This is a genomic window from Hominimerdicola alba 8 (assembly GCF_000178155.2).
Classification (GTDB): Bacteria; Bacillota; Clostridia; order Oscillospirales; family Ruminococcaceae; genus Hominimerdicola; species Hominimerdicola alba_C.
The window spans coordinates 93,835-117,673 of the sequence record NZ_ADKM02000018.1 but is presented as its reverse complement, the minus strand read 5'-3'; the positions used below and the strand labels follow the sequence as shown (position 1 = coordinate 117,673).

The following is a 23,839-nucleotide window of genomic DNA, read 5'->3' as shown; positions in this document are numbered from 1 at the left end:
ATCATCAACAAGACCGACATCACAGGCGAGGAAGAACTTGACGGTGCTATCCTGACAGTGACCGATTCTGACGGCAAGACAGTAGGTGAAAGCTGGACTTCCAAGAAGGGCGAGAAATTTGAGATCGAACTTGAAGACGGCACCTACACACTGACCGAAACAGGCGATACCGTAACCAACGAAGCAGGCGAGGAATTTGAGATAATCACTTCCGAGATCAAGTTCACCGTTGAGGACGGCAAGGTAACCGTAACCACCGAGAAGCTGGTCAAGGATACTTTTGACAAGGATTCCACTGAGGGTTACGTAGTAGTTACCAACGGCAACGAAGCAGATGAGATAACCGTTTGCGACGCTAAGAAGAAAAAGACAAAGGTCATCATCAACAAGACCGACATCACAGGCGAGGAAGAACTTGACGGTGCAATCCTGACTGTGACCGATTCCGACGGCAAGACAGTAGGCGAAAGCTGGACTTCCAAGAAGGGCGAGAAGTTTGAGATCGAACTTGAAGACGGCACCTACACACTGACCGAAACAGGCGATACCGTAACCAACGAAGCAGGCGAGGAATTTGAGATAATCACTTCCGAGATCAAGTTCACCGTTGAGGACGGCAAGGTAACCGTAACCACCGAAAAGCTGGTCAAGGACGATTTCGACAAGGATTCCACTGAGGGTTACGTAGTAGTTGCCAACGGCAACGATGCAGACGAGATCACCGTTTGCGACGCTAAGAAGAAAAAGACAAAGGTCATCATCAACAAGACCGACATCACAGGCGAGGAAGAACTTGACGGTGCAATCCTGACTGTGACCGATTCTGACGGCAAGACCGTAGGCGAAAGCTGGACTTCCAAGAAGGGCGAGAAGTTTGAAATCGAACTTGAAGACGGCACCTACACACTGACCGAAACAGGCGATACCGTGACCAACGAAGCAGGCGAGGAATTTGAGATAATCACTTCCGAGATCAAGTTCACCGTTGAGGACGGCAAGGTAACCGTAACCACCGAAAAGCTGGTCAAGGATACTTTTGATAAGGATTCCACTGAGGGTTACGTAGTTGTAACAAACGGCAACGAAGCAGACGAAATAACCGTTTGCGATGCTAAGAAGAAGACTGTGGTCGATGGTGATGAGTCTTCCAAGACTGATGTCGTTGACGACAGCAGTTCCGAAGAGCAGAAGGACAACGAAGACAGCAGCAGACCCGGTCCTGACATGGACAGCTCTGTTCCTGAGGGTGACACCACCGCTGACAGCAGCAAGGCTGACACCGATGAGTCTTCCGCGACCGATGACAGTGCAAGCAGCAGCACAAGCAGTTCTGCAAGCAGCACTTCAAGCACTTCGACAAGCAGCAAGGCTACTACCACAACTTCTACCACCACCAATACAAGCAACCCCAACACAGGTGCAAGAGTACTGGTGAATGCGGCAGAGTTCGCAGCAGCAGTTGGTCTGTGCTTCTTCGCTGTAAGACGCAAGAAGAACAACAATGACGATCAGTAATAACTGACCCGAAAATAATGAGAGCCGCTCAGCGATGGGCGGCTCTTTTATGTTGTGATGATCTTCCCATAAAAAATGACCCGCAATGCGCAAAGCACTGCGGGCCGTTTATGTTATCAGTAAAGTCTTCTCTGGGTCGAGGGGCGCGAGCCTGACGCTCTGCCGTCCATCGAAACATCAACGCCCGAAGTTCTCTCTTCAGGCTGTATTATGACCGTTGCAGGTGCCTGCGCAGGCCACTCAAACATGTAGGATTCGCCCGAACTCTGACCGATGAAGTTCCTCCAAGAGATATCTGTGCGCATGGTCGGGTCAGAACCTATCCAGCAGACAGTCGCATCGGGGTCAGCCTCAATGGTCGCGCCGGACTGGTAATTGCTAAGCACCAGCGGGTTGCCGTCAACCAGTATAGCCACGTAAGAGTCGTTGCCCTGTCCCGTCAGTGTCGAGGTCGCAAGACCTTTCTGTGAGATAACGCCTTGTCCGAGAAAACGCACGCCGTACTTGCATTCGCGTGAGAAAGCCAGTATGTTCTCGCTCTCGATGGATATGGTTTCGTTGGGTTCCAGCTTGTATACCACCACATGCTGCTGGTCGTTGGCGTAATATGTCACGCTGTCGCCGTTGAACTCAACTTTCATCAGCGGCAGGTTCTCGCCTGTGACACGCCTTGCCAACTGACCCAGCAAAGCCTGTCCGAAGCCCTCCTGCGGACCCAGCATAACTTTTGTGAACGTATAGTTCTTCTGACCTACGCATTCGCCGCCGATGAATGAACCTGCTTTTGTGTATATCAGGTCACCGCCGCCGCGACAGGTTATTTTGAGGCAAAGCTCATTAACAGTTTCAAACATTACCATAGTATTTATCTCCTTTATAGTAAACGGCATCAAAACTTTCGTTCAGCAATATAAATGCCGTCAGATATGCTTTCTCTATTCGAGCGCCACGCCGTACATTCCGCAGAACTGTGCGAGATCCTGATTTACGCCCGAACCCACAGCGTTGAACTTCCACTCGCCCTTGTAGCGGTAAAGTTCGCCCAGCACCATAGCCGTAACGCTGGAATAGCATTCGTCCATGCGGAAACATGCTATCTCACGGTTCGTGCGGCTGTCAAGTATGCGTGCATAAAGGTTCTGCACCATGCCGAAGTTCAGTGCATGCTGTGAAGCCTCGTAGATGGTCACCGCAAGGGCTATCTTCTGCACCCTCTGGTCAACGCGGGTCAGGTCAAGCACTATCGCCGCATCATCGGGGGAATTTGGGTCATCTTTATAGACCTTGTAGTGTACGCCGTTGTCGGGACTGTCAGGCTGACCATAGAAGATGAACCATTCATCGCCCACTACCTTGCCGTTGTCTGCCAGCATGAAAGCCGAAGCATCAAGTTCACATCTGCCGTCTTTGATATCCCAGCCAAGACATATCTTAAGCTGAGTGGCAGGTCTGCCATCGCGGTCTTTTATTGAGTATTTCTGACCCTTAGCCAGTCGGTCGCCCGTAGGTTCTACGCGGTTTCTCCTGACAACAGGCTGAGCCTGCTGGGGATTTGATGCGTAAGCCGCAGGCGCAGTGCTGACAGGGTGCTGTACCCCGAAATTCGTGTTGCCCGAATTTGGTGAATTGCGTACAGGCTCCAAAGCGTTCTGCCCCATCTGTGAGGGGTTCGGCTGTACATTCCTCTGCGGCTGAGATGGCTGGTTGAAAATATCTCCCAGCGGGTCGCTGTTTCTCTGCGGCTGATTGTTGTACCCGCCGCCGTTGTTGTAGCTGTTCTGCGGCTGATTGTTGTACCCGCCGCCGTTGTTGTAGTTATTCTGCGGCTGATTATTGTACCCGCTGCCGTTGTTGTAGCTATTCTGCGGCTGATTATTGTACCCGCCGCCGTTGTTATAGTTGTTCTGCGGCTGATTATTGTACCCGCCGCCGTTGTTATAGTTGTTCTGCGGCTGATTATTGTACCCGCCGCCGTTGTTGTAGTTGTTCTGCGGCTGATTGTTGTCCCCCCCGCCGTTGTTGTAGTTGTTCTGCGGCTGATTGTTGTACCCGCCGCCGTTGTTATAGTTATTCTGCGGCTGATTGTTGTACCCTCCGCCGTTGTTGTAGTTGTTCTGCGGCTGATTGTTGTACCCGCTGCCGTTGTTGTAGTTATTCTGCGGCTGATTTCCTCTGTTCGGGTGGTCGATGGAGTTTGCGCCGTTAAGACCGCCGTTCTGCATGGCATTCATTGCCACTGCACCCACAGCCGCACCTGCGACAAATCCGCCGACAGAACTCTGATTTATCATCGAGCCGCCCATTCCTCCGACAGGACTGCCCATGCCGCCCATCACAGCGCCGACAGGGTTAGCCGCCGCGCCCATGATGCCGCCGACAGGATCAGCCATGCCGCCCATCATCGCGCCGCCGAGTCCGCCCATCATGCCGCCGCCCATACTGCCTCGCATCATAAGACTTGTCAGGTCATTGATAGGCGGCTGAACGAAATTCGTTGTGCCGTAGTTGTTGAGCAGGTCGTTCCTGCCCAGTGCGCCTCTTGTTATCATAGGAACCATAAGACCCATAATGCTGCCTCCTTTTGTATCGGGGTTTTATTTATACACATTCATTATAGCACATTGTTCCCCAAAAGTAAAGATGTTTGCGCTATTTTCCACAGAATTCAATTTTCGGGAAATGCAGAGATACGCATAAGCGTAACGATGATAAATGATGGTGCTATAGCGATCCGCCTTAAAATTCAGACAAAATCCATAGATCCGAGCTTTTGCGACCGGATTTTGTGAATTTAAATAGTTGGATTGCTATAAGTGTATTTTATCAAAATTGATTTCCATGACTATTTTCTGCCAATGATGTGACCCGCAGTGAAGTGCGCAAAAAGCAGACCCTCTCTCCCGAAAAGGTCTGCTTTGATGGTCTGTTATCCTTCTATCCCAAGATATTCCGCCAGCGAGGACTTTATGCCCCTCTTCACCTCTTCTGCGATGATATTTCGGCATTCCTCTGTCTGTAATATCTTTTTCGCCCTGTCAGCAAAGGGTTCAATGCCGAATATCCCATATACGGTGTGGCACACCTCTGCGGTCAGCGGACGGTTCTCCGCCAGCGTCAGGTAACTCCCGATGACTTCCATCGCGTTCTCCACCGCAGAAATTCCCGCCACAGGTCCTTCATCTATCAGATTTGCCATGATGAACGATATGTCATCGAACTCATCTTCGCTCAGTTCTTCGTCAAACATGTCGGGCAGGTCGAGTTTGCGGTATACCGTCAGCGCCGAATACTGCGGCATCACATCGTTGCGGCAGCCCTCATGCAGCAGCCACTCCCTTATCTCATCGGTGTCAGCTTCAAGATACCTTACCGCGTGTACGCGCCCCCAGCCGTGAGTGTGCTTCGCCAGTTCAAATATCTCTTCGTTGGCATTTTTCCAGCGCTTCATGTTGTATATGCAGAATATCGTGAACTCATTGCACAGCCCCAGCACCCTGAAAAAGTCCTTGCCGTCCTCAGATGGTTCACCAAAGAGTTCGCGTATCATCAGCCCCAGCTTTACGCGGTCTGTCTTTTTCGCTAACATGCCCTGTATCGAAAGCGCCGATACCTTGTCGCCGGGAAGTGCGTTCTCACATATGTAGTTCTGTATATGGTCTATGGCTGAGATGGGAGATATCTTCTTAAACAGTTCATCGAACGCTTCAAAAGCCGCCGCCCAGTCAGTGCCCGCCTCAAAGCCCGCCTTCATCAGCCCGTAAGCCTCATCGCTCATCTCAGAGGGTCTTGTGTGGTAAAGCGATATCCCGTCCTTAGCACCGTCCGCAAAGCGCACAGGCGAGTCATCTTCGGCAGGCAGAACGAAATCCTGCGGCAGTTCACCCTCTTCCGTCACGCTGTTAGCTATCAGTTCAAGCAGATTCTTGTATTCCATATGTTTCTCCTTTCTCTTTGGCACACTATCCAAAAGTGCTGTATTATTCAAATCTGAAAGAGCGGAAGTCAAACTCACTTCCCGGCAGGAATACGAATTCCACTGTACCCCTGCCGCTTATGCCATCAACGGCAAATCCTCTCTCAGTGTAGTCCTCAGCACCCTCAAACTCCGCGAGTATGCGCTTCTCAGTGCCGTCTTCACTCTTGAACAGCAGGTGTATGCTGTTGACAGCCAGCTTCGAGCGCCCCTTGATGATGACCTTTTCGGGCGCTTTCTCACTGAAATCAAACCCGCCGTAGAACAGGTTCACATTGTTGCCGATGCCCGTAACAGCTTCGTCCTCTTTGTTGAACTTGTCGCCGTAGATGTTTTCGGCACTTGCCGCCGCCAGTTCAGACCATTCCTTAGCGCGGCGCTCAAATACAAAGCCCTGTACATCAAGGTTGTACTCTGTTGTTATGCCGATGGTGTGTATCCCCCTCAGCACCCTGTCCAGCTTGTAAGTTTCGTTCTGGTATACCAGCCATATCGGTTCTTTGAAGTATTCAAAATCCCCAAGAAGTTCGCCGTTTTCGGGCGTTCCGTCCCAAAGCTGTATCCTCACAGGGGTCGAGTAGTTCGCGAATATAGGCAGTGTCACAGTGTCAGCGCCTATCTCACCGAAATCAACGTTCTCAAAGGCGCACCACGCACCGTCACGCAGGTTCACGCCTTTCTGTATGCCGTGTGTGACCCGTCCTCTCTCCAGCGAATACAGACCGCCCATGACCATCTTGTAGGGGTCATTGTGGGCACTGCCCAGCCCCTCAGCCGTCAGCCGCACAGAAGATATTATGTGGAACTTGTCAGTGCCGTTTTTCGCCTGCGCTCTCAGGTACATCTCGCCGTCCCCGAAGCATTCTACCGTCACGCTGTTTTCGTCAAAGCACTTTATCCTTCCGAGATTTGAGTCTATGCCCGTCACAGTGGTCAGCCTGAATACCATATCCCGCAGAGTGGCATTTTCGGGCAGTATCTTCACCCCGAAAGTTATCTCGCGTCTTTCGGGCGTGAAACTCTTTTCCGCACCCGTCAGTTCTATCTTGCGTATCGGCTTTTCATCATCGGGCAGTCCGAAGTCGTTCTCGCATGGTTCGCACTCTTCCCCGAAAGGATAGCCGGGTGAGATAAATTCCTCAGGGCTTATCTCCACCGCGTTCAGCGTAAGTTCAGCATCGGGCAGACCCGCCGAAGTCACCCGCACTTTTATCTCGCCGCCCACGTTCTTAGCCGCCACCATAGCCAGCAGTTTTCCGCTGAACAGCCTGCGTGAAACGCCCTTGTATTGGTCGTAGTCGGTAGAGTCGCCGTTGTCAAGACCCACCAGCCTGCCTGCCCCGCTGACCTCTACTTTCACGCGGTCATTGGCGTTCGCCACAAACGTGCCGTTCTCGTCCAGTGCCGATATCTCCACAAATATTATATCTCTGCCGTCAGCTTTCAGTTCGGTCTTGTCGGGCGTGAGCACTATCTGCGCCGTGTCACCGAAACTCCTCTGCACATCGCGGCAAAGCTCATTCCCCTTGTCGTCATAAGCCACCGCCAGCAGTTCGCCCTTGCGGTAGGGAAGTCTTGCATCCAGCGTCAGCTGTTTGCAGGTCTTCCTGTCAAAGTCCTGCGCGGCAATAAGTTCGCCGTTAAAGTAAAGTTCCACTCTCGGCGCATTCGATGCCGCGCGGATATCTATCATCTCGCCCTCGTTGAAGTCCCAGTGCGGGAAGATGTGTACAAACGGCGCAGTTTTCCACTTTGTCCACGCCGAACGGAAAACATAAGCGCTGTCCTTAGCAAAGCCCGCCGTGTCATACTGCCCGAAATAGCTGTTTTTCGTCGCATAAGGTGTCGGCTCACCGATGTAGTCGAAGCCCGTCCATATGAACTGCCCCGCGCAGTATTCGGCATCGCGGTCGGGGATTATGCAGGCTTCCCAGCTCCTTGCCGCCCAGCCCGGTGCGCTGTTGCCGATGGAAGATGCCTGTTCATCGTCCTCACTGACTATCGACTGCGCACGCGGGAAGTGATATATGCCCCTGCTCTGCACCACCGATGAAGTTTCACTGCCGTATATCGCCCAGTCGGGGTGAGCGGCGTGATGCTCTTCATATAGCCGCTCCGCGTAGTTGTAGCCCGGTATTTTCAGTATATCCGCGCATTTCTGAGCGTTCTCGCTCGCCATGTAGTTCGAGCCGATGGTCACAAAACCGTTGCCGCGCGGGTCGTGCAGCCGTGTGAGCGCCAGCAGTTTAGAGGTTATCTCCTGTCCGCGCTCACTCGCATGGGTGTCGTATATCTCGTTGCCGATGCTCCAGCCGATGACACAAGGGTGATTGCGGTCGCGGCGCACCCACGATGCCACATCTTTCCCGCACCATTCGCTGAAAAACCTGCCGTAGTCATAGTTGGTCTTCGAGAGTTCCCACATGTCAAAGGCTTCATCGAGTATCATCATGCCCATCTCGTCAGCCAGTTCCAGCAGTTCCACCGACGGCGGGTTGTGACTGGTGCGTATGGCGTTGACACCCATCTCTTTCAGCTTTTCTATCTGCCGCCTTACAGCATACCTGTTCACCGCCGAACCCAGCGCACCCAAGTCGTGGTGCATGCAGGCGCCATGCAGTTTCACATGCCGCTCGTTCAGGAAAAATCCCCTGTCAACGGTCATCTCGGCTTTCCTGAAACCGAATTTTCCCTCAGCCGTGTCGATCATCTCTTCCCCCTTGAACAGCGCCACCGCATAGTGGTATAAGTTCGGGTCGGTGATATCCCACAGCAGGGGAGAGTCTATCTTCAGTTTCAGCGTGTTCACCGAGTACCTGCACCCCTCGCGTATCACCGTCTGCGGCATCACAGACCTGTCCACCGCAGTGCATGAATAGAGCGTTTCAGCCAGCGCCTTGCGCCCGCCGACACCGTCTTCGTATACCACCGCTTTCAGCGACAGACTGTCAACTGTTTCGTCTTCGGGGCGCTCCACTTCCGCCGTTATCGTCACATTGCCGTCAATGTCCGCAGATATGTAAACGCCGTCAGCCATGATATGGCAGGGCGCATATTCGTTCAGCCACACCTTGCGGAAAATGCCCGCGCCCGAATACCAGCGCGAGTTCGGTGCCTGATGGTCGACCCTTACAGTCACCTCGTTGACCCCCTCTTTCAGCAGGTCGGTGATGTCAAATTCAAAGGTCGTGTAGCCGTACTTCCATTCACCCGCAGGCATTCCGTTGACATATACCTTTGAATTCATATACACGCCTTCAAATCTCAGCGAGCGGCGCATACCGTCGGGCGTATAGTTCAGCTTTTTGCGGTACCACCCCGTTGAATCCTCGTAGAGGCCGCGTGTGTTGTATATCAGCCAGTCGTGCGGCACATCGACTTTCGCCCACCCCGCCGCATCAGCGTACTCAGTGCCGAGAGGGTTCTTCGAGAACTCCCAGCCGTCACAGAAAAGTATCTTTTTCATATCCTTCACTCCCTAAAAAAGGGCGGAAAAATCGGCTTTTCCGCCCTATCATATTTACAATGTCCCCATCAGCAGACACTCAAGCCCCGAATGCCTGCCAAAATCCAAAACTCCCATACACCGCCCCAAAAAGACGATACATCAGGAACATTCATCGTGATGTTTCCTTTCCCACTCCCGCGGAGTGAGAAAGAAAACCACCATCTATTTGTTATCGCCCGAACCCCATTACTTCCGTCCGCACGACCACCTTATCAGGACACTCAAACCCCGAATGCCTGCCAACAATTATGAATTATGAATTATGAATTATGAATTAAAAAGCCTTTTTGTATATCTCAAGTATCGACTCAACAGTGCATGGGCGAGGGTTGCCGCCTGTGCAGACATCTGCCATAGCCGCCTCAGCCAGCGCGGGGAGATCTTCTTCCTTAACGCCTATCTCGTGGAGTTTTTCGGGTATGCCAACGTCCTTTGAAAGCCGTTTTACTGCATTTACAGCCGCCGCGCGGTATTCCTCCTGCGACATGCCTGCGGTGTCAACACCCATAGCCTCCGCTATGTGTTTGAACTTGTCGCCTGTGCATTCAGCATTGTACTCCATCACATATGGCAGAAGCACCGCATTCGCAATGCCGTGAGGCGTGTCGTAAAAAGCCCCCAGAGGGTGCGCCATGCCGTGTACTACGCCCAGTCCCACGTTCGAGAAACCCATGCCTGCCACATACTGACCCAGCGCCATGTCCTCTCTGCCCTTAGGGTCGTTGTCACATGCCGCCCTCAGCGAACGCCCTATTATCTCGATGGCTTTCAGGTGCAGTGCATCGGTCAGTTCCCACGCCGCAAGAGTGGTGTAGCCCTCAATGGCATGTGTCAGCGCGTCCATGCCCGTAGATGCTGTAAGTCCTTTAGGCATAGATGACATCATGTCGCTGTCTACCACAGCCACAACAGGTATGTCGTGAGGGTCAACGCATACAAACTTGCGCTTCTTCTCCTCATCGGTGATAACGTAGTTTATCGTGACCTCAGCCGCAGTGCCCGCCGTTGTGGGAACAGCTATTATCGGCACAGATGGATTTTTCGTGTCAGCCACACCCTCCAGCGATACCACATCTGCAAAATCGGGATTGGCGGATATTATGCCTATAGCTTTTGCCGTGTCCATAGCAGAACCGCCGCCCACCGCCACGATGGAGTCAGCGCCCGCCGCCTTGAACGTTGCAACGCCCTTGTTTACATTTGCTATGGTAGGATTGGCTTTTACCTCCGAATAAACTTCGTATGCCTTGCCCGCCGCGTCCAGCAGGTCGGTGACTTTCTTCGTCACACCGAATTTTACCAGGTCGGGGTCGGTAACGACCAGCGTCTTTTTGAATCCCCGCTTGTCCAGTTCGCCCACTATCTCCTTGATAGCCCCCGCGCCGAAGTACGAAGTTTCGTTGAGTACCATTCTGTTAGCCATGATTTTTTACCGCCTTTCGATTTCAAATTGTTACATCGGTTACAAACAGATTTTCCCGCCGCTTTTCGTACAGTCAAATCTATTATTTATAGTATACAATATTTTGACTTAAAATTCAATAGATTATGTAAATTTGCTATTATTTTTTCGCACAAACTTTCCATACAAAATTGTATAAATTGACATTAAATTGTCATTGACTTGACCACAAAATGGTGCTACAATAAGATATGTAAAAATATTAAATGGACGATCCCGAACTTTTCGCAATATGACTATCCCTTTAGCACATCACTGCAAAATACCTTTATCAATGAGTAAAAACTGAGGTGATGTTATCTTTCCCCCGCCGCAGGCGGGGGAAAGATAACCGCCAACTGTATTCAATTCCCGATATAACATCGTTTATTTTGGTGTATCAGCGGGATAACCACATATTAAATTGATCATCCCTAATTTAACGCAATTATATATCTCAGGAGGAAACAAAAATGAAAAAACTTACATCTATGCTGATATTCACAGCAATGCTCTGCGCGGCACTGACAGCCTGCGGTCAGGTCGAAGAACCTGCCGCCAAAGAGGAAACTGCTCCCGCCGCTGAAACATCAGCCGCCGCAGAGGAGAGCGAAGCTCCCGCAGAAGAAGAACCCACCCCCACCCCCGAAGAGGAAACACCCGAAGTTACCACCGTCACCGAAGCGCCCGAGTCAGCGCCCGAAGTGACCACCTCTTCCGCTAAAGAGGCTGAAAGCTCCGCCCCCGAACTTTCCAATAACGAACTGAACCTCAGCACCATCGACGGCGCTTCTGTCGTTGGCGAAAGCGGCATGACTTTCACTGAACTGCACGATATGGGTCTTGCAAACGCATTTATGCAGGACGGCGCATACGCAGTCGTACCGTCCGACGGCGGCGCAGGCCATAAGTATTATAAGGTATATACCACCGCAGACGGCGGCGCAAGCTGGCAGGAGGGTCAGTTCTATGACGAACCGAGTGGTGTCGGCACTCATGTTGCCCTCGATGACGGTCAGATAATGTCATTCATCACCTACGGCGCATATTCCGAAAGATTCCCGCATGTAGCCTATATGTACATATTTGGCGACAGGGTAGAGAAAGTCGATGTCGGCACAGTTCTGGGTGATACCGAACTTGATGACGGCAGACTGCTGAAAGATGCCGGCGAAGTCGATTTCACCGTTGATTATGTCAGCGGCTACACTTTCAACATAAAGTTCACCGACAGGGAAACAGGCGATACCCTCTGTGACAGACAGTTCGACCTCTCCGATGCACTTTTCCGCGCACAGCAGTCCCCCGAAGTAGATGGTAACCTCATTATAAATTGACCATTTGATGTGATGATTACTGTCCCGTCAGGAAAGTTTTTCTTGTGACAGATAGAATAAAAGGGCATCACCTTTTCGCGTGATGCCCTTTCCTGCTTCTTATTTGAATAGCGACTGCACAGCCGAACAGATCTTTGTGGCTATGTAGGGGTTGTTCATCGTGTAAAGATGTATGCCGTCAACATCGTTGGCTATAAGGTCAACTATCTGCGATACCGCATAAGCTATGCCCGCATCGCGCATCGCGATCGGGTCGTTCTCATATTTCGACATTATCGTCAGGAACTTTTTCGGCAGTTTTGCGTGGCAGAGTGTCGCCATTCTCGCGATGGTCTTCGGGTTTGTCACAGGCATTATGCCCGCCTCGATAGGCACATCGATGCCCGCGATAGCCGCCTTTTCACGGAATGCGTAGAAATCTTCGTTGTCAAAGAAAAGCTGTGAGATAAGCTGTGAACAGCCCGCATCTACCTTTTCTTTCAGGTGTCTGATATCCTCTACCATGTTGGGTGCTTCGGGGTGACCCTCGGGGTAGCAAGCACCAAGTATGTTGAAATCGCCGCTTTCTTTGATAAGTTCGATAAGTTCAGCCGCATATCTGAAATCCTCATGGGGAGGTACGTTCGGGTTGATGTCGCCCCTCAGCGCCAGAATGTTCTCAATGCCCGCCGCACGCATCTGCGCCAGTTCAAACAGTACCTTTTCCCTAGTCAGATTTATGCAGGCAAGGTGCGCCACAGGTTCAATGCCGTATTTTTCCTTTATCATCTCGCATATCCCGATGGTGGCGTTGCTTCCGCTTCCGCCTGCACCGTAGGTCACGCTGATGAAATCGGGCTTAAGCGGCGCAAGTCCGTCAATGGTCGAGTATATGCTGTCTATCGGTGTGTCGCTCTTCGGCGGGAACACCTCAAAGGACAATGTGGTCTTCTGCTTGAAAATATCGCAGGTCTTCATATATATTCTTCCTCTCGTTTCAATGCTTTATATTACTAAATACCCCGCAAGTCGATATGAATTATACCACATTTTTTCGATATAGTCAAGTACTAAATTGTTATAATAATGTATAGTTTTAAACTATATCTAAGTTGCCCCGAACTCCCCGCTTGCGTACCATTTAAAAAGCAGTAAAGAATGACCACTGAATATTCACTTGCCAAAATGAAAAGCCCCCCCTTGAAAGTCGGTGAGTTTTCTGATATAATTAACAGGACAATATCACATCACTCAGCTGATGAGAACTTTTTCAGCGCGGTGTGATGACATAAAAAATGACCGAAAAAGGTGTTAGCATGAGAGAATTTACCATAAGCAAAAACGATGCAGACCAGCGCATGGACAAGTTCCTGACTAAGGCTGTGCCCGCACTGCCGAAAAATCTGCTGTACAAGTATATCAGACTTAAGCGCATAAAACTCAACGGCAAGCGCTGTGAGATAAGCACCCGCCTTAAAGACGGCGACATCGTTCAGCTTTATATAAACGATGAGTTTTTCCCGGAAAAGCGCGATGCGGCGCACCGTTTCCTCAATGCGCCGAAAGATATCGAAGTGGTCTATGAGGACGATGATGTTATCCTCTGCAACAAGCCCTGTGGTCTTGTGGTGCATGAGGACGAGAGCGGCGAGAGCGATACCCTCATCGACAGGATACTGCACTATCTTTACGATAAGGGCGAGTACGATCCCGACAGCGAACTGAGTTTCACGCCCGCGCTGTGCAACCGCATCGACCGCAACACAGCAGGCATAGTGATATGCGCCAAAAATGCCGAGAGCCTGCGCATTCTCAACCAAAAAGTCAAAGACCGCGAACTTGAAAAGAAGTATCTTTGCGTGACGGTAGGTGTGCCGAAAGCAAAGTCTGCCGAACTGAAAGCCTACCACCGCCGCAACGAGCAGACAAAGACCGTCAAGGTGGCAGACAAGCCCTTTGACGGCTGTAAGACGATGATAACGCGCTATAAAGTCCTTGAAGAGAACAAGCAGTCGGGGCTGGCACTGCTGGAAGTTGACCTTGTAACAGGCAGGACTCACCAGATAAGGGCGCACCTCGCGCACATCGGCTGTCCTCTGCTGGGTGACGGCAAGTACGGCATCAACCGCATAAACCGCGAATTCGGCGTGAAGACGCAGGCACTCTGCGCCTACAAGCTGACTTTCAGGTTCACCACCGAGAGCGGCTGTCTTGAACATCTCAATGGTAAGAGTTTTGAGGTGAAAAAAGTTTGGTTCAGGGAGAAATTCTTTGAGTTGTAGGATAAAAAGTGGGCTTGCGGAAAGTTTGCAGGCTCACTTTTTTACACCGCTAATAATAAAGGTATAACAAGGTACATATCGAGAGGTGTTCGTTCCCACGCCTTATCAAGCGTTCTGCCGAATGTACGGTCATATTTCTCAATGAATTGACATATCACGCGCAAAATGTTATAATATAGAAAACTTATCTGTCAAAGGCGGCGTGTTCAATGGAAAAGGTCAGGAAGCATATAATATTTCACGGCACTGTGCAGGGCGTGGGATTTCGGTATACGGCTTATTACGCGGCGCAGAGCGTCGGGGTGACGGGCTGGGTAAGAAATCTGTACGACGGCACTGTTGAAGCTGAGGCAGAAGGCACGCAGGCAGATATCGACATGATGATAGCCGCCATAAAGCGCGGCAGATTTATCGAGATAGACAGCATGGACATAAGCGAGATACCGCTGAAAGGCGATGCTGTATTCAATATAAGATGAAAGGGAGAAAATTCGGTATGAAGAAAATTAACATCAATAAACTTAACAGCAAGGTAGCTGAACAAGGTCTGTTCATTGAGGAGAGCAACGCGAAGTATGAGAAAAAACTCCGCCGCGCCGCCGAAAGGATAGCTGATGAACACCGCGAAAGACCCATCATACTGCTGGCAGGTCCATCGGGTTCGGGCAAGACCACATCTGCGCTGAAAATAGACGATATGCTGGACGGCATGGGCATACACACGCACACTATCTCTATGGACGATTACTTTCTGCCAAAGGGCTTTTTTGAGCACATCGTCAACGAGGACGGCACGCCCGATTATGAGTCGCCCATGCGCATAGACATAAACAAGCTGAACGAGCATATGGAGAAGATATCCCGCTGTGAGGAAGTCATGATACCGAAGTTCAACTTTGCCGAGCAGTCAAGTTCGGACGGCTTTCTGTTCAAGCGCGGCAAGGACGACATAATAGTATTTGAGGGCATACATGCGCTCAACCCGCTTGTTACGGGCGGTGCGGGCGAATTTGCAAGGTGCATGTACGTCAGTGTGAGAACACGTATCGAACTGAATGACGGCACGCTGGTACACCCCTCCATGATAAGGCTGATGCGCCGACTGATACGCGATGAGCGTTCACGCGGAAGAGGACCTGCGGAAACTTTCGATATGTTCAGGAACGTTTCGCGTGGTGAAGAGCAGTACATACTGCCGTTCAAGTACCGCGCCGAGGAGGAGAAGGAGTTCTCGCTGGACACCTATATCGCTTATGAGCCTGCCGCTTACAAGGGGCTTCTGCTGGATAAGATGAGAGAAGTCAGCAAGACTTACAAGGATTTTGACAAGTATGAGAGCATACTGCGTCTGCTGGAAGAGGTAGACCCCATCGATACAAGTCTGATAGGCGAAGATTCGCTGGTGCGCGAATTTCTGGGCGGAAGCAGGTACACTGACTGAGGCGATGACCGATGATAACGAAACTGCTTTCAAGAGAAGAATGTGCAAAGTGCAGGTACTGCTGCTGCTTTGACAGCTACGACCTCTGGGAAACGCCTGTGATAACGCAGGAATGTCATGAGCGCATATTGGAAGAGTTCAAGCCCGACCAGAAGTTTCTTGAACTTGATGACCACTACCTGATGAAAATGGACAGGGAGCCGAATGAAGACCTGTACTACTGCCCGATGCTCGACCATGAGCGGGGCTGTATAATGGGCACCGAAAAACCGTTCGACTGCCGAATATGGCCTTTTCGCATAATGGACTTGTACGGCACGCGGGTGATAGTGCTTTCGCTTGTATGTCCTACGGTGCAGAAAAGACCGCTGTGCGATATACAGGCGGTGGCGAAAGAACTTGCGCCGCAGATATTCGCGTATGCTGATGAACACCCTTATGCTGTGAAAAAGTATATACACGGCTTCCCCATAATGCTTGCGGAGGAGAGATGATATGACCGAGATAGATGTAGCCTGCCCCATCTGCGGGGATATAAACCGCGTTGACAGCGGACTTGCTTCGGCTTACTGCCAGAGCTGCGGTGCGGCTTTTGCTGTGCCTGTGATGCGCCCTGAGCATGAGATGCCTAAGAATGACCTTCCGCCGTTTACCATACGTTCGGGGGTGCTTGAAAGGTACAACGGCAGTGAACCTGTGGTGACTGTTCCCGATGGCGTGATGGCGATAGGCGGTCAGGCTTTTAAGGACTGCGACAATGTTCACCGTGTGGTACTGCCTGAGGGCATAACCGAGATACAGGGTTCGGGTGACGGCATGTGGGGCGCATTTTTCGGCTGTTCGGCACTGGAGAGCATCGCACTGCCGAAATCGCTGAGGCGGATAGGCTCGAACGCTTTCAACGGCTGTAAAAAACTGACGAATGTGAAGATACCCGATGATGTGAACCAGATAGGTGCGGGGGCATTCAGCGGGTGCGCCGAACTGGGTCTGGTCAAGCTGCCGAAGGGTCTGAGGGAACTTTCAAACGACATATTCAAGGGCTGTGTATCGCTGACCGAGATACGTCTGAACGGCAACATAAAGACGATAGGCGACCATGCTTTTGAGAACTGCCATGCTTTGCGTGCGCTGACCATACCTCCGGGTGTGAAGACCATCGGGGCGTATGCTTTTGCGGGCTGTTTCGGGCTGAGCGAACTTCTTCTGCCCGGTACGGTCATATCGCTGGGGGCATCTGCTTTTGCTGACTGCCGCAATCTTGCGGTGATAACTGTGCCTGCCTCCATAGAAACTTTTGAGAATGACGGTGCGGGTGTGAGGACATTTGCGGGGTGCAGTCAGCTGAGAAAGATAAATCTGGGAAAACTGCCTGTGAATTTTATGGACGTTTTCGCGACTACTCCGTGGCTGGAAGAATACCTGATGAAAAAGGGGCTTTGCCGACACTGCGGCGGGCATTTCAAGGGGGTCTTCAGGAAGACTTGTGAAGTCTGCGGGCTGGTGAAGGACTACTGATCTATAGCGATCCGCCTTAAAATTCAGACAAAATCCATAGATCCTAGCTTTTGCGACCGGATTTTGTGAATTTAAATAGTTGGATTGCTATAGCTGTGCGGAAGTGTGGCTGTTTGACGGCTGAAAAAATGGCGGCTTTTGCCGAATGCGGGGGCGTTTGATGGATATACGTGCTGAATTATTGGTTCTTGCAGATGAAAAGTACCGCGATTTTCAGGCGGGGCTGATACCCGAACTTGAAAAGGAGAAATTTCTGGGGGTGCGCACGCCCGAAATAAGGAAGCTGGCGAAGCGTCTGATAAAAGAGGGGACGGCGGCTGAGTTTACGGCTGTTCTGCCCCATGAGTTGTTTGACGAATATCAGCTTCATGCGCTGGTGATAAGTCAGCTAAAGGGGTTTGACGATGCTTTGGCTGAAACGGAGAGATTTCTGCCATATGTGAACAACTGGGCGACCTGTGACCAGCTAAGACCTGCGGCTTTCAAGGGCAGGCAGGCTGAACTTCTGCCGAAGATAGAAGAATGGCTGGACAGCGGGGAGTGTTACAAGGTACGTTTCGGGCTGGAGATGCTGATGCTTCATTTTCTGGGGGACTGCTTTGAGGGCAGGTATCTGGAAATTGCGGCGGCGGTTAAGTCTGAGGAATACTATGTGAGAATGATGCAGGCGTGGTTCTTTGCGGAGGCGCTGGCGGTCAGGTACGAAGAAGCTGTCGGGTATATAGAGGGAAGTCGGCTTGAGAAGTGGGTACACAACAAGGCGATACAGAAAGCGCGGGAGAGTCTGAAAATACCCGATGAGCGCAAGAGATATCTTAAAGAGTTAAGGCGGTAAAGGCGCGGGGGGATATCCCTGCGCTTTTTTGTTTGGGAGATACCACTGATTTTTGGCTATTGCAAAATCTGCCGAAATGTGGTAAAATATAATATAGCTATCCCTTTGGTACATCACGGAAAAGGTCGGCATACTATGCCGAAATGCTGTTTATAGCAATCCGCCTTAAAATTCAGTCACAAAACCCATAGATCCCAGCTTTTGCGACCGGATTTTGTGAATTTAAAAAGTTGGATCGCTATAGTGTGGTGTTGATCGGGTGTGCAAATCATAGCTTTAGGGAGATATTTATGGATCTTAACGAACTCAGACTTCAGATAAATGATGTTGACAAGCAGATGCAGGAACTTTTTACAAAGCGCATGCGGCTTTGCTTTCAGGTGGCTGAATACAAGATAGCCAACGACCTGCCTGTTTTTCACAAAGACAGGGAGAAGGAGATAATCAACAGGGTGACGAACGATGCGCCCGATGACCTGAAAGGGGCGACACGGGTATATTTCCAGACGATGATGGACATATCCAAGTGCCTGCAATACCAGCAGTTCTTTGCTAATGCTGACAGCGTGCCGTATAAGCCGCTGATACTCAAGGGCAGGCATACGGTGGCAGTGCCGGGAACCAACGGTTCTTACAACCACATCGCGTGCTCAAATCTGTTTGATGATTTTGAGCCGATATTCCATGAGGACTTTGAGGATATCTTCAGGGCTGTAAGTGAGGGCGAAGCTGAGTTCGGGATACTGCCGATAGTCAATTCGACAGCGGGTTCGGTGGCGCAGACCTATGAACTGATGAAAGAGTACGACTTCAAGATATGCGCGGGTACGAAGCTGAGGATATCCCACTGTCTGGCGGTAAAGCGCGGGGTGAAGTTTGATGAGATAGAAAGTGTATACTCACATGAACAGGGGTTACAGCAGTGCTCGGATTTCATAAGAGAGAATAATTTCAAGACACACCGCTATGCCAACACATCGCTGGCGGCAAAGTTCATAAAGGATAGCGAGAAGCCGTATGCCGCCATCTGTTCGGAGAATGCGGCGGAACAGTTCGGGCTGGATATACTGCGAAAGAACATACAGAATGCAACTGATAACTACACAAAGTTCATACTGATATCGAAAGAAACGCTGAAATCCGAAAATGCCAACACAATATCGGTTTGTCTGGCACTGCCGCACCAGTCATCATCGCTGTACAGACTGCTGACAAAGTTCTCGGTGGCTGGGCTGAACCTTTCGATGATAGAGAGTATGCCCATAGCGAACACCGACTTTGATGTTGTGTTCTATCTGGATTTTCACGGTGCGATAGACACCCCTGAGGTGGCAAAACTGCTCAGTGAACTTGAACAGGAATTGAGTTATTTCAAATTTTTAGGAAACTACGAGGAGGTCTGAAATATGCGGATAGGTCACGGTTACGATGTACACAGGCTGGTCGAGGGCAGGAAGCTGATACTCGGCGGTGTGGAGATACCCTATGAAAAGGGGCTTGACGGACATTCGGACGCTGATGTGCTGGTACATGCGCTTATGGACGCGATGCTGGGTGCGCTGGCGCTGGGCGATATCGGTAAGCATTTCCCTGACAGCGACCCTGAATACAAGGGTGCGGACAGTCTTAAACTGCTGGACAGGGTCAGCGAGATGATAGATGAGAGCGACTATGTGTTCTCAAATGCGGACATGACCATCTGCTGTCAGAGCCCGAAATTAGCGCCGTACATTCTGGAGATGCGAAAGAACATCGCGGAAACTATCGGCTGTGACATCGGGCAGATATCGGTGAAAGCCACGACCGAAGAAAGGCTGGGCTTCACGGGTGAAGGGCTGGGCATCTCGGCAACGGCTGTGGTACTGCTGGAACAGGTCTGACGTGATGATATAAGGCGCGGCAGATAAAATTATGGTTATCCTTTTAATACAACACCACAGTGTTGATATTATCTTTCCCCCCGCCTACGGCGGGGGAAAGATAACCGCCAACTATATTCAGTTCCCAATATAACATCGTTTATTTTGGTGTGTCAGCGGGATAACCACATAAATAAATTCAAGGCACTCCGCTTGCGGGCGGGAGTGCCTTTTTCAGTCTTTGGCGTTATCGAAGAGTTCTGCGGCGGCAACGAAGAGGAAAGTCACGGGCAGACTGGGGCTGACTGTGCCGCGCAGTGTCATAGCGGCGATAAGGCAGGCGGTCAGCAGAATGACGGCGGCGCGGAATGGTCGGAGGTCTTTGCCGTCAAGGAGGAGTGCCAGTATACGTCCGCCGTCAAAGTAATCAAATGGCAGGAGGTTGAAGAGGGCGAGAAGCAGGTTTGCGGCGATGAAAAAATCGCCTGCGCCGAATAACGCACCTGCCGCCGCCAGCAGGAAATTGACCAGACAGCCGCCTGCAAGCACAGCTATGTCGCGTGGGAGGCTGTCTATCCTGCCGCGCGGGGGAGTTATTTTTATCCCGCCGCCGTAGAGGGTGACAGCTTCGGGGCGGCGGCGGAAGACAAGCATGAAAAACAGATGCCCGCATTCGTGCAGAGCACAGCAGACAAGAGCGGTCAGCAGTTCGTTCGTATCTGCACCGCCTGTCAGCAAAACAAGGGCTATGACTGCGGGGAAGCTGAAACTCACGCCCAGCCGCACCCGCCTGATATATACACGGAACATAATAATACCCCCTGCATACATTTTATGCGTGGGGCAGAGTGTTCATTACTTTTATAGCGATCCAACTTTTTAAATTATGACTATCCCTTTAGCACACCAACTAAAAAAGCGGTGAACAAAAGGATAATTGAGCGCCATACGCCAAAAACCTTAAGTTCTGTATAGCCGCTGTTTTTGTGGTGTGTCAGCGGGATAACCACATTTTAAATTCACAAAATCCAGTCGCAAAAGCTGGGATCTATGGGTTTTGTGACTGGATTTTGTCTGAATTATAAGGCGGATCGCTATAGGTATGGTTATTCTCTGCGGCGAATGCTTATCTCGCCGCTGGAAATGCAGTCGCGGGTGCCGTCATGCCGTTCGACCAGCAGGCGGCAGCGTTCGTCAACATCTATCAGCTTTGCGGGAGTGATCTCACTGCCGCGTATGAGGTTTATCTCTTCGCCGCGCCAGATAAGGCGTGAGCGGTAGCCTTCAAGGAAAGTGTCCTCTGAAAGTTCGCGGTAGTAGCGCAGGAATTTTGATATGACCAGCCCCGCCATGCGGTTGCGGGCATCTTCAACGCGGGCGGTGAGGACTGCGCCCGCGATATCGCGTATCTCTTCGGGGAAGCCGCCTTCGGGCTCATACACGTTTATGCCGATGCCGCAGACTGCGTAGTCAAGTCCGCCGCTTTCAAGGCTGAAAGAGGCTTCGGTGAGTATGCCGCATATCTTGCGGGAATCCATATAGACATCGTTGACCCACTTTATATCAGCCTGTCTGCCGCTGACTTCTTCGGCGGCTTCGGCTACTGCGACTGCGGCGGCGGTGGTGATGCGCACTGCGTCAGCGGCGGTCATTTCGGGTCTTAGCAGTATGCTGAGATACAGCCCTGTATCAGAGGGCGAGAAAAAACTTCTGCCCAGCCTGCCCCTGCCGTTGGTCTGCATGCCTGCAACGACTGTTGTACCCTCAGCCGCACCGTTTGCCGCCAGTTCGCGCAGGCGGGTGTTGGTAGAGTCGGTTTCCTTATAGACGGTCAGTTTTGCGCCGCATTCGGGGGTGAGATATTTCTCGATACCCGCCGCCGAAAGCACATCTGCACCGTCAAGGCAGTAGCCGCGATTGGTGACTGCGCTTATATTATAGCCCTCAGTTTGCAGGCTTTTGACCGCTTTCCAGACAGCGCCGCGAGTACAGCCCAGCTTGTCGGCAATATCGGCACCCGAAAGGAATGTACCTCTGTTGCGCTCAAAAAGCCGTATAAGTTCGTCCTTTACAGTCATCTTGCTACCTCCTGCATAACATTCAGGTCAACAGCGCCGTCTATGCCTGAGATGCGGCCTGTGCCGCACCTCTGCCAGATGTACCAGTCGCCGCTGTAGGTCAGTTCGTCATAATACTGTGCCACCCATACGGGGTGGTCGTTCTTGTTTTCCCAGAAGCGTTCCATAAAATTCTTACTGCTGTAAAGCATGGTATCATAGCCGTTCTGTCTGAGTTCATCAGCGAAGGCTTCAAACACCTCGCTGAGGTCGTGCAGGCTGATGCCGTAGTTCTGGAAATGCTGAAATTCCTCCCAGTCAAAGGCGATGGGCATATCAAGGGACTGACCGCCCAGCACTTCGACCATGCGGCGGGCTGTTGCCCTTGCGCCTTCGGTGGTGGTGTCGGTGGAATAGAAATACACGCCGACTTTAAGACCTGCGTTTTTAGCGCCTGCTATGTTGTCATAGTAATAAGCATCGAGGTCAGCGCCGCCAAATTCGCCGTAGCCCATGCGCACGATGGCAAATGAACAGCCCTCAGATGCGACAGCGTCAAAATCTATACTGCCCTGCCACCTTGAAACATCTATGCCGAATTCTCTGCCATCGGCGGCGTACTGCTGTCTGAAGTCGCTGAAATATATCACGCTGTCATCATAGTATGGGTCGGTAACGTAGTCGGAAACGGTGACATCGATATCCTGTGTCAGAGTATTTCCGTTATGGTCGGAGATATAGACGGTTATGGGGTAAACGCCTGCCGCTGAGGTATCGACTGTGCCCGACCAGTCAAAAGACGGGGCGCGGTCGAAGTTGTCGGCGTAGCTGATATAGTCGGCGGGGTCGAACCATTCACCGACTGAAACGCTCATGGTATCGCCCAGAAGTATGACGGGGGCAGTGCTGTCGATGACGGTATAGGTCACCTTTTTCTCGACAGAAGCGCCGTCCTGCTCAAACTTCAATGTAACTTCGTGTTCACCGAGAGTTTCGGTATCAAGTATGTCATCGCCGTTGGCAAGGACTGCACTGCTTTCCGTCACAAACTCGCTGAGTTTTACCTTATGGTATACCTCGACCGTATCCATGCAGACCGCGCTGATGGGGGCGGGCTCTGCTTTTTTGGGGGCTTTTGCGGTAGTTTCAGCTTTTGAAGGTTCTTCCTTTTTTGTTGTGGCGGTCGTGGTGACAGCGGGGGATTCTTCGGTTTCGGCGGGGGTCATTTCGTCAGGGACAGCATCTTGCTCGGCGGTGGTGGTATTGACCGTTGTCACGCGGGGGGCAGACTGCTGTTCTATCTCCTTGCCGCAGGAAGTCAGCATAAGGGCAGAAGCGGCGAATATCAGTGCTTTTTTCATTCGCCCTTATCCTCCAGTGCTTTCAGCAGGTTATCGTACAGCTGCGGAAATTTCTTCTGCATGCGGATAGGGCGCAGGTCGGTGCCTGTGAAGCAGTGGGAAGTTTTGGCGATAAGTGACAGCTGACCTGTCGTCAGGTTAGTGACCTCATATTCCAGTTCAAACTTACAGCCGTTGAAACTCAGAAGATGGCAGTTGACCTCAAACTCATCACCGAAGCGGACGGGGTATTTATATTCGCAGGACACGCTCAGAACAGGGGACACAATGCCATGTTTCTCGGTGAAATCGAACGGACAGCCAAGCTGTTCCATCATATCGACGCGGGCTTCTTCGAGCCAGCGGACATAATTTGAGTGATGGACGATATCCATACGATCGGTTTCATAATAATAAGCCTTACGGCGATAGGGTTTATATTCATTCATTTTTTGGTTCCTTCTTTCGATAGATATACTATTTATATTGTAACATATTTGGGCTTAATTTGCAAGCCGAGCAAAACAATTCATAATTCATAATTCACAATTCATAATTATTGGCAGGGGCACACGCGACAGTGTCGGCGTGACTCCCGCCGTTCGTCCATCGCTCCCGATGATAAGCAAGTCAATAGTGTATGGCGGGGGCACACGCGACAGTGTCGGCGTGACTCCTGCCGTTCGGTCAGCAGTCCAAAGGATAAGAATGGCAAACCATTGCAGCAGGGGTCATGCCGACACTGTCGCTCGCG

The 23,839-nt window shown here is 51.2% G+C and carries 20 protein-coding genes; 10 read left to right on the top strand and 10 right to left on the bottom strand.

Annotated elements, in window-relative coordinates; all coding sequences use genetic code 11:
* Entirely contained in the window at positions 1-1,515 is a 1,515-nt protein-coding gene (locus CUS_RS01285) for a SpaA isopeptide-forming pilin-related protein (RefSeq protein WP_431767926.1), read from the top strand.
* 116 nt (positions 1,516-1,631) lie between these two features.
* Here the strand turns inward: CUS_RS01285 and CUS_RS01280 are convergent, their stop codons facing one another.
* From CUS_RS01280 to fucO, 5 genes are all read right to left on the bottom strand, one after another.
* Positions 1,632-2,375, bottom strand: a complete 744-nt coding sequence (locus CUS_RS01280; RefSeq protein WP_002847006.1) for an AIM24 family protein — start codon at positions 2,373-2,375, stop codon at positions 1,632-1,634.
* Between the two features lie 75 nt (positions 2,376-2,450).
* The gene (locus CUS_RS01275) at positions 2,451-4,082 is read right to left on the bottom strand and encodes a TerD family protein (protein WP_002846988.1); all 1,632 of its coding nucleotides are present in this window, start codon (positions 4,080-4,082) and stop codon (positions 2,451-2,453) included.
* Between the two features lie 359 nt (positions 4,083-4,441).
* The gene (locus CUS_RS01270) at positions 4,442-5,449 is read right to left on the bottom strand and encodes a hypothetical protein (RefSeq protein ID WP_002847048.1); all 1,008 of its coding nucleotides are present in this window, start codon (positions 5,447-5,449) and stop codon (positions 4,442-4,444) included.
* A 43-nt stretch (positions 5,450-5,492) separates the two neighbouring features.
* Entirely contained in the window at positions 5,493-8,954 is a 3,462-nt protein-coding gene (locus tag CUS_RS01265; RefSeq protein ID WP_002846977.1) for a glycoside hydrolase family 2 TIM barrel-domain containing protein, read from the bottom strand.
* A gap of 316 nt (positions 8,955-9,270) precedes the next feature.
* On the bottom strand, positions 9,271-10,419 hold the full coding sequence (gene fucO / locus CUS_RS01260) for a lactaldehyde reductase (RefSeq protein WP_002847032.1): 1,149 nt from the start codon (positions 10,417-10,419) through the stop codon (positions 9,271-9,273).
* Between the two features lie 491 nt (positions 10,420-10,910).
* Here fucO and CUS_RS01255 point away from each other — a divergent pair, with 491 nt between their 5' ends.
* Positions 10,911-11,774, top strand: coding sequence for a hypothetical protein (locus CUS_RS01255; protein ID WP_002847010.1), 864 nt, complete (start codon positions 10,911-10,913; stop codon positions 11,772-11,774).
* Positions 11,775-11,873: 99 nt separating this feature from the next.
* Here CUS_RS01255 and metF read toward each other — a convergent pair whose 3' ends face one another.
* A complete protein-coding gene (gene metF, locus CUS_RS01250; protein WP_002846996.1) occupies positions 11,874-12,731 on the bottom strand; it encodes a methylenetetrahydrofolate reductase [NAD(P)H] in 858 nt (285 codons plus the stop codon).
* Positions 12,732-13,069: 338 nt separating this feature from the next.
* Here metF and CUS_RS01245 point away from each other — a divergent pair, with 338 nt between their 5' ends.
* The 8 genes from CUS_RS01245 to ispF all read left to right on the top strand — a co-directional run bounded on the left by CUS_RS01245 (position 13,070) and on the right by ispF (position 19,709).
* Positions 13,070-14,035 (top strand): RluA family pseudouridine synthase, encoded by a 966-nt coding sequence (locus CUS_RS01245; RefSeq protein WP_002847131.1) that lies wholly within the window; start codon positions 13,070-13,072, stop codon positions 14,033-14,035.
* Between the two features lie 209 nt (positions 14,036-14,244).
* Complete coding sequence (locus tag CUS_RS01240) at positions 14,245-14,514, top strand: acylphosphatase (protein WP_002847046.1); 270 nt, start codon at positions 14,245-14,247, stop codon at positions 14,512-14,514.
* A gap of 17 nt (positions 14,515-14,531) precedes the next feature.
* On the top strand, positions 14,532-15,476 hold the full coding sequence (locus tag CUS_RS01235) for a uridine kinase family protein (RefSeq protein ID WP_002847044.1): 945 nt from the start codon (positions 14,532-14,534) through the stop codon (positions 15,474-15,476).
* 11 nt (positions 15,477-15,487) lie between these two features.
* Positions 15,488-15,970, top strand: a complete 483-nt coding sequence (locus CUS_RS01230; RefSeq protein ID WP_002846947.1) for a hypothetical protein — start codon at positions 15,488-15,490, stop codon at positions 15,968-15,970.
* 1 nt (position 15,971) lies between these two features.
* Positions 15,972-16,994 carry a leucine-rich repeat domain-containing protein gene (locus CUS_RS01225; RefSeq protein ID WP_002847101.1) on the top strand — a complete coding sequence of 341 codons (1,023 nt, stop codon included), beginning with the start codon at positions 15,972-15,974 and terminating at the stop codon, positions 16,992-16,994.
* 160 nt (positions 16,995-17,154) lie between these two features.
* Positions 17,155-17,829: a DNA alkylation repair protein gene (locus CUS_RS01220; protein WP_002846982.1), complete on the top strand. Its 675-nt coding sequence runs from the start codon at positions 17,155-17,157 to the stop codon at positions 17,827-17,829.
* Positions 17,830-18,119: 290 nt separating this feature from the next.
* Entirely contained in the window at positions 18,120-19,232 is a 1,113-nt protein-coding gene (locus tag CUS_RS01215) for a bifunctional chorismate mutase/prephenate dehydratase (RefSeq protein ID WP_002847115.1), read from the top strand.
* A 3-nt stretch (positions 19,233-19,235) separates the two neighbouring features.
* Positions 19,236-19,709 (top strand): 2-C-methyl-D-erythritol 2,4-cyclodiphosphate synthase, encoded by a 474-nt coding sequence (gene ispF / locus CUS_RS01210; protein WP_002847004.1) that lies wholly within the window; start codon positions 19,236-19,238, stop codon positions 19,707-19,709.
* A gap of 213 nt (positions 19,710-19,922) precedes the next feature.
* Here the strand turns inward: ispF and CUS_RS01205 are convergent, their stop codons facing one another.
* The 4 genes from CUS_RS01205 to CUS_RS01190 all read right to left on the bottom strand — a co-directional run bounded on the left by CUS_RS01205 (position 19,923) and on the right by CUS_RS01190 (position 23,534).
* Positions 19,923-20,498 carry a hypothetical protein gene (locus tag CUS_RS01205; protein ID WP_002847049.1) on the bottom strand — a complete coding sequence of 192 codons (576 nt, stop codon included), beginning with the start codon at positions 20,496-20,498 and terminating at the stop codon, positions 19,923-19,925.
* Between the two features lie 296 nt (positions 20,499-20,794).
* The gene (locus tag CUS_RS01200; protein ID WP_002847052.1) at positions 20,795-21,766 is read right to left on the bottom strand and encodes a biotin--[acetyl-CoA-carboxylase] ligase; all 972 of its coding nucleotides are present in this window, start codon (positions 21,764-21,766) and stop codon (positions 20,795-20,797) included.
* On the bottom strand, positions 21,763-23,106 hold the full coding sequence (locus CUS_RS01195) for a GH25 family lysozyme (protein WP_002846963.1): 1,344 nt from the start codon (positions 23,104-23,106) through the stop codon (positions 21,763-21,765). The genes CUS_RS01200 and CUS_RS01195 overlap by 4 nt, the downstream gene beginning before the upstream one ends.
* Positions 23,103-23,534 (bottom strand): acyl-CoA thioesterase, encoded by a 432-nt coding sequence (locus CUS_RS01190; protein ID WP_002846960.1) that lies wholly within the window; start codon positions 23,532-23,534, stop codon positions 23,103-23,105. The genes CUS_RS01195 and CUS_RS01190 overlap by 4 nt, the downstream gene beginning before the upstream one ends.
* Positions 23,535-23,839: the final 305 nt, after the last annotated feature.

Excerpts from the sequence above, each read along its gene's own strand:
- CUS_RS01280 (WP_002847006.1), bottom strand. The coding sequence starts at position 2,375 with ATGGTAATGTTTGAAACTGTTAATGAGCTTTGCCTCAAAATAACCTGT.
- CUS_RS01275 (WP_002846988.1), bottom strand. The coding sequence starts at position 4,082 with ATGGGTCTTATGGTTCCTATGATAACAAGAGGCGCACTGGGCAGGAAC.
- CUS_RS01270 (WP_002847048.1), bottom strand. The coding sequence starts at position 5,449 with ATGGAATACAAGAATCTGCTTGAACTGATAGCTAACAGCGTGACGGAA.
- CUS_RS01265 (WP_002846977.1), bottom strand. The coding sequence starts at position 8,954 with ATGAAAAAGATACTTTTCTGTGACGGCTGGGAGTTCTCGAAGAACCCT.
- fucO (WP_002847032.1), bottom strand. The coding sequence starts at position 10,419 with ATGGCTAACAGAATGGTACTCAACGAAACTTCGTACTTCGGCGCGGGG.
- CUS_RS01255 (WP_002847010.1), top strand. The coding sequence starts at position 10,911 with ATGAAAAAACTTACATCTATGCTGATATTCACAGCAATGCTCTGCGCG.
- metF (WP_002846996.1), bottom strand. The coding sequence starts at position 12,731 with ATGAAGACCTGCGATATTTTCAAGCAGAAGACCACATTGTCCTTTGAG.
- CUS_RS01245 (WP_002847131.1), top strand. The coding sequence starts at position 13,070 with ATGAGAGAATTTACCATAAGCAAAAACGATGCAGACCAGCGCATGGAC.
- CUS_RS01240 (WP_002847046.1), top strand. The coding sequence starts at position 14,245 with ATGGAAAAGGTCAGGAAGCATATAATATTTCACGGCACTGTGCAGGGC.
- CUS_RS01235 (WP_002847044.1), top strand. The coding sequence starts at position 14,532 with ATGAAGAAAATTAACATCAATAAACTTAACAGCAAGGTAGCTGAACAA.
- CUS_RS01230 (WP_002846947.1), top strand. The coding sequence starts at position 15,488 with ATGATAACGAAACTGCTTTCAAGAGAAGAATGTGCAAAGTGCAGGTAC.
- CUS_RS01225 (WP_002847101.1), top strand. The coding sequence starts at position 15,972 with ATGACCGAGATAGATGTAGCCTGCCCCATCTGCGGGGATATAAACCGC.
- CUS_RS01220 (WP_002846982.1), top strand. The coding sequence starts at position 17,155 with ATGGATATACGTGCTGAATTATTGGTTCTTGCAGATGAAAAGTACCGC.
- CUS_RS01215 (WP_002847115.1), top strand. The coding sequence starts at position 18,120 with ATGGATCTTAACGAACTCAGACTTCAGATAAATGATGTTGACAAGCAG.
- ispF (WP_002847004.1), top strand. The coding sequence starts at position 19,236 with ATGCGGATAGGTCACGGTTACGATGTACACAGGCTGGTCGAGGGCAGG.
- CUS_RS01205 (WP_002847049.1), bottom strand. The coding sequence starts at position 20,498 with ATGTTCCGTGTATATATCAGGCGGGTGCGGCTGGGCGTGAGTTTCAGC.
- CUS_RS01200 (WP_002847052.1), bottom strand. The coding sequence starts at position 21,766 with ATGACTGTAAAGGACGAACTTATACGGCTTTTTGAGCGCAACAGAGGT.
- CUS_RS01195 (WP_002846963.1), bottom strand. The coding sequence starts at position 23,106 with ATGAAAAAAGCACTGATATTCGCCGCTTCTGCCCTTATGCTGACTTCC.
- CUS_RS01190 (WP_002846960.1), bottom strand. The coding sequence starts at position 23,534 with ATGAATGAATATAAACCCTATCGCCGTAAGGCTTATTATTATGAAACC.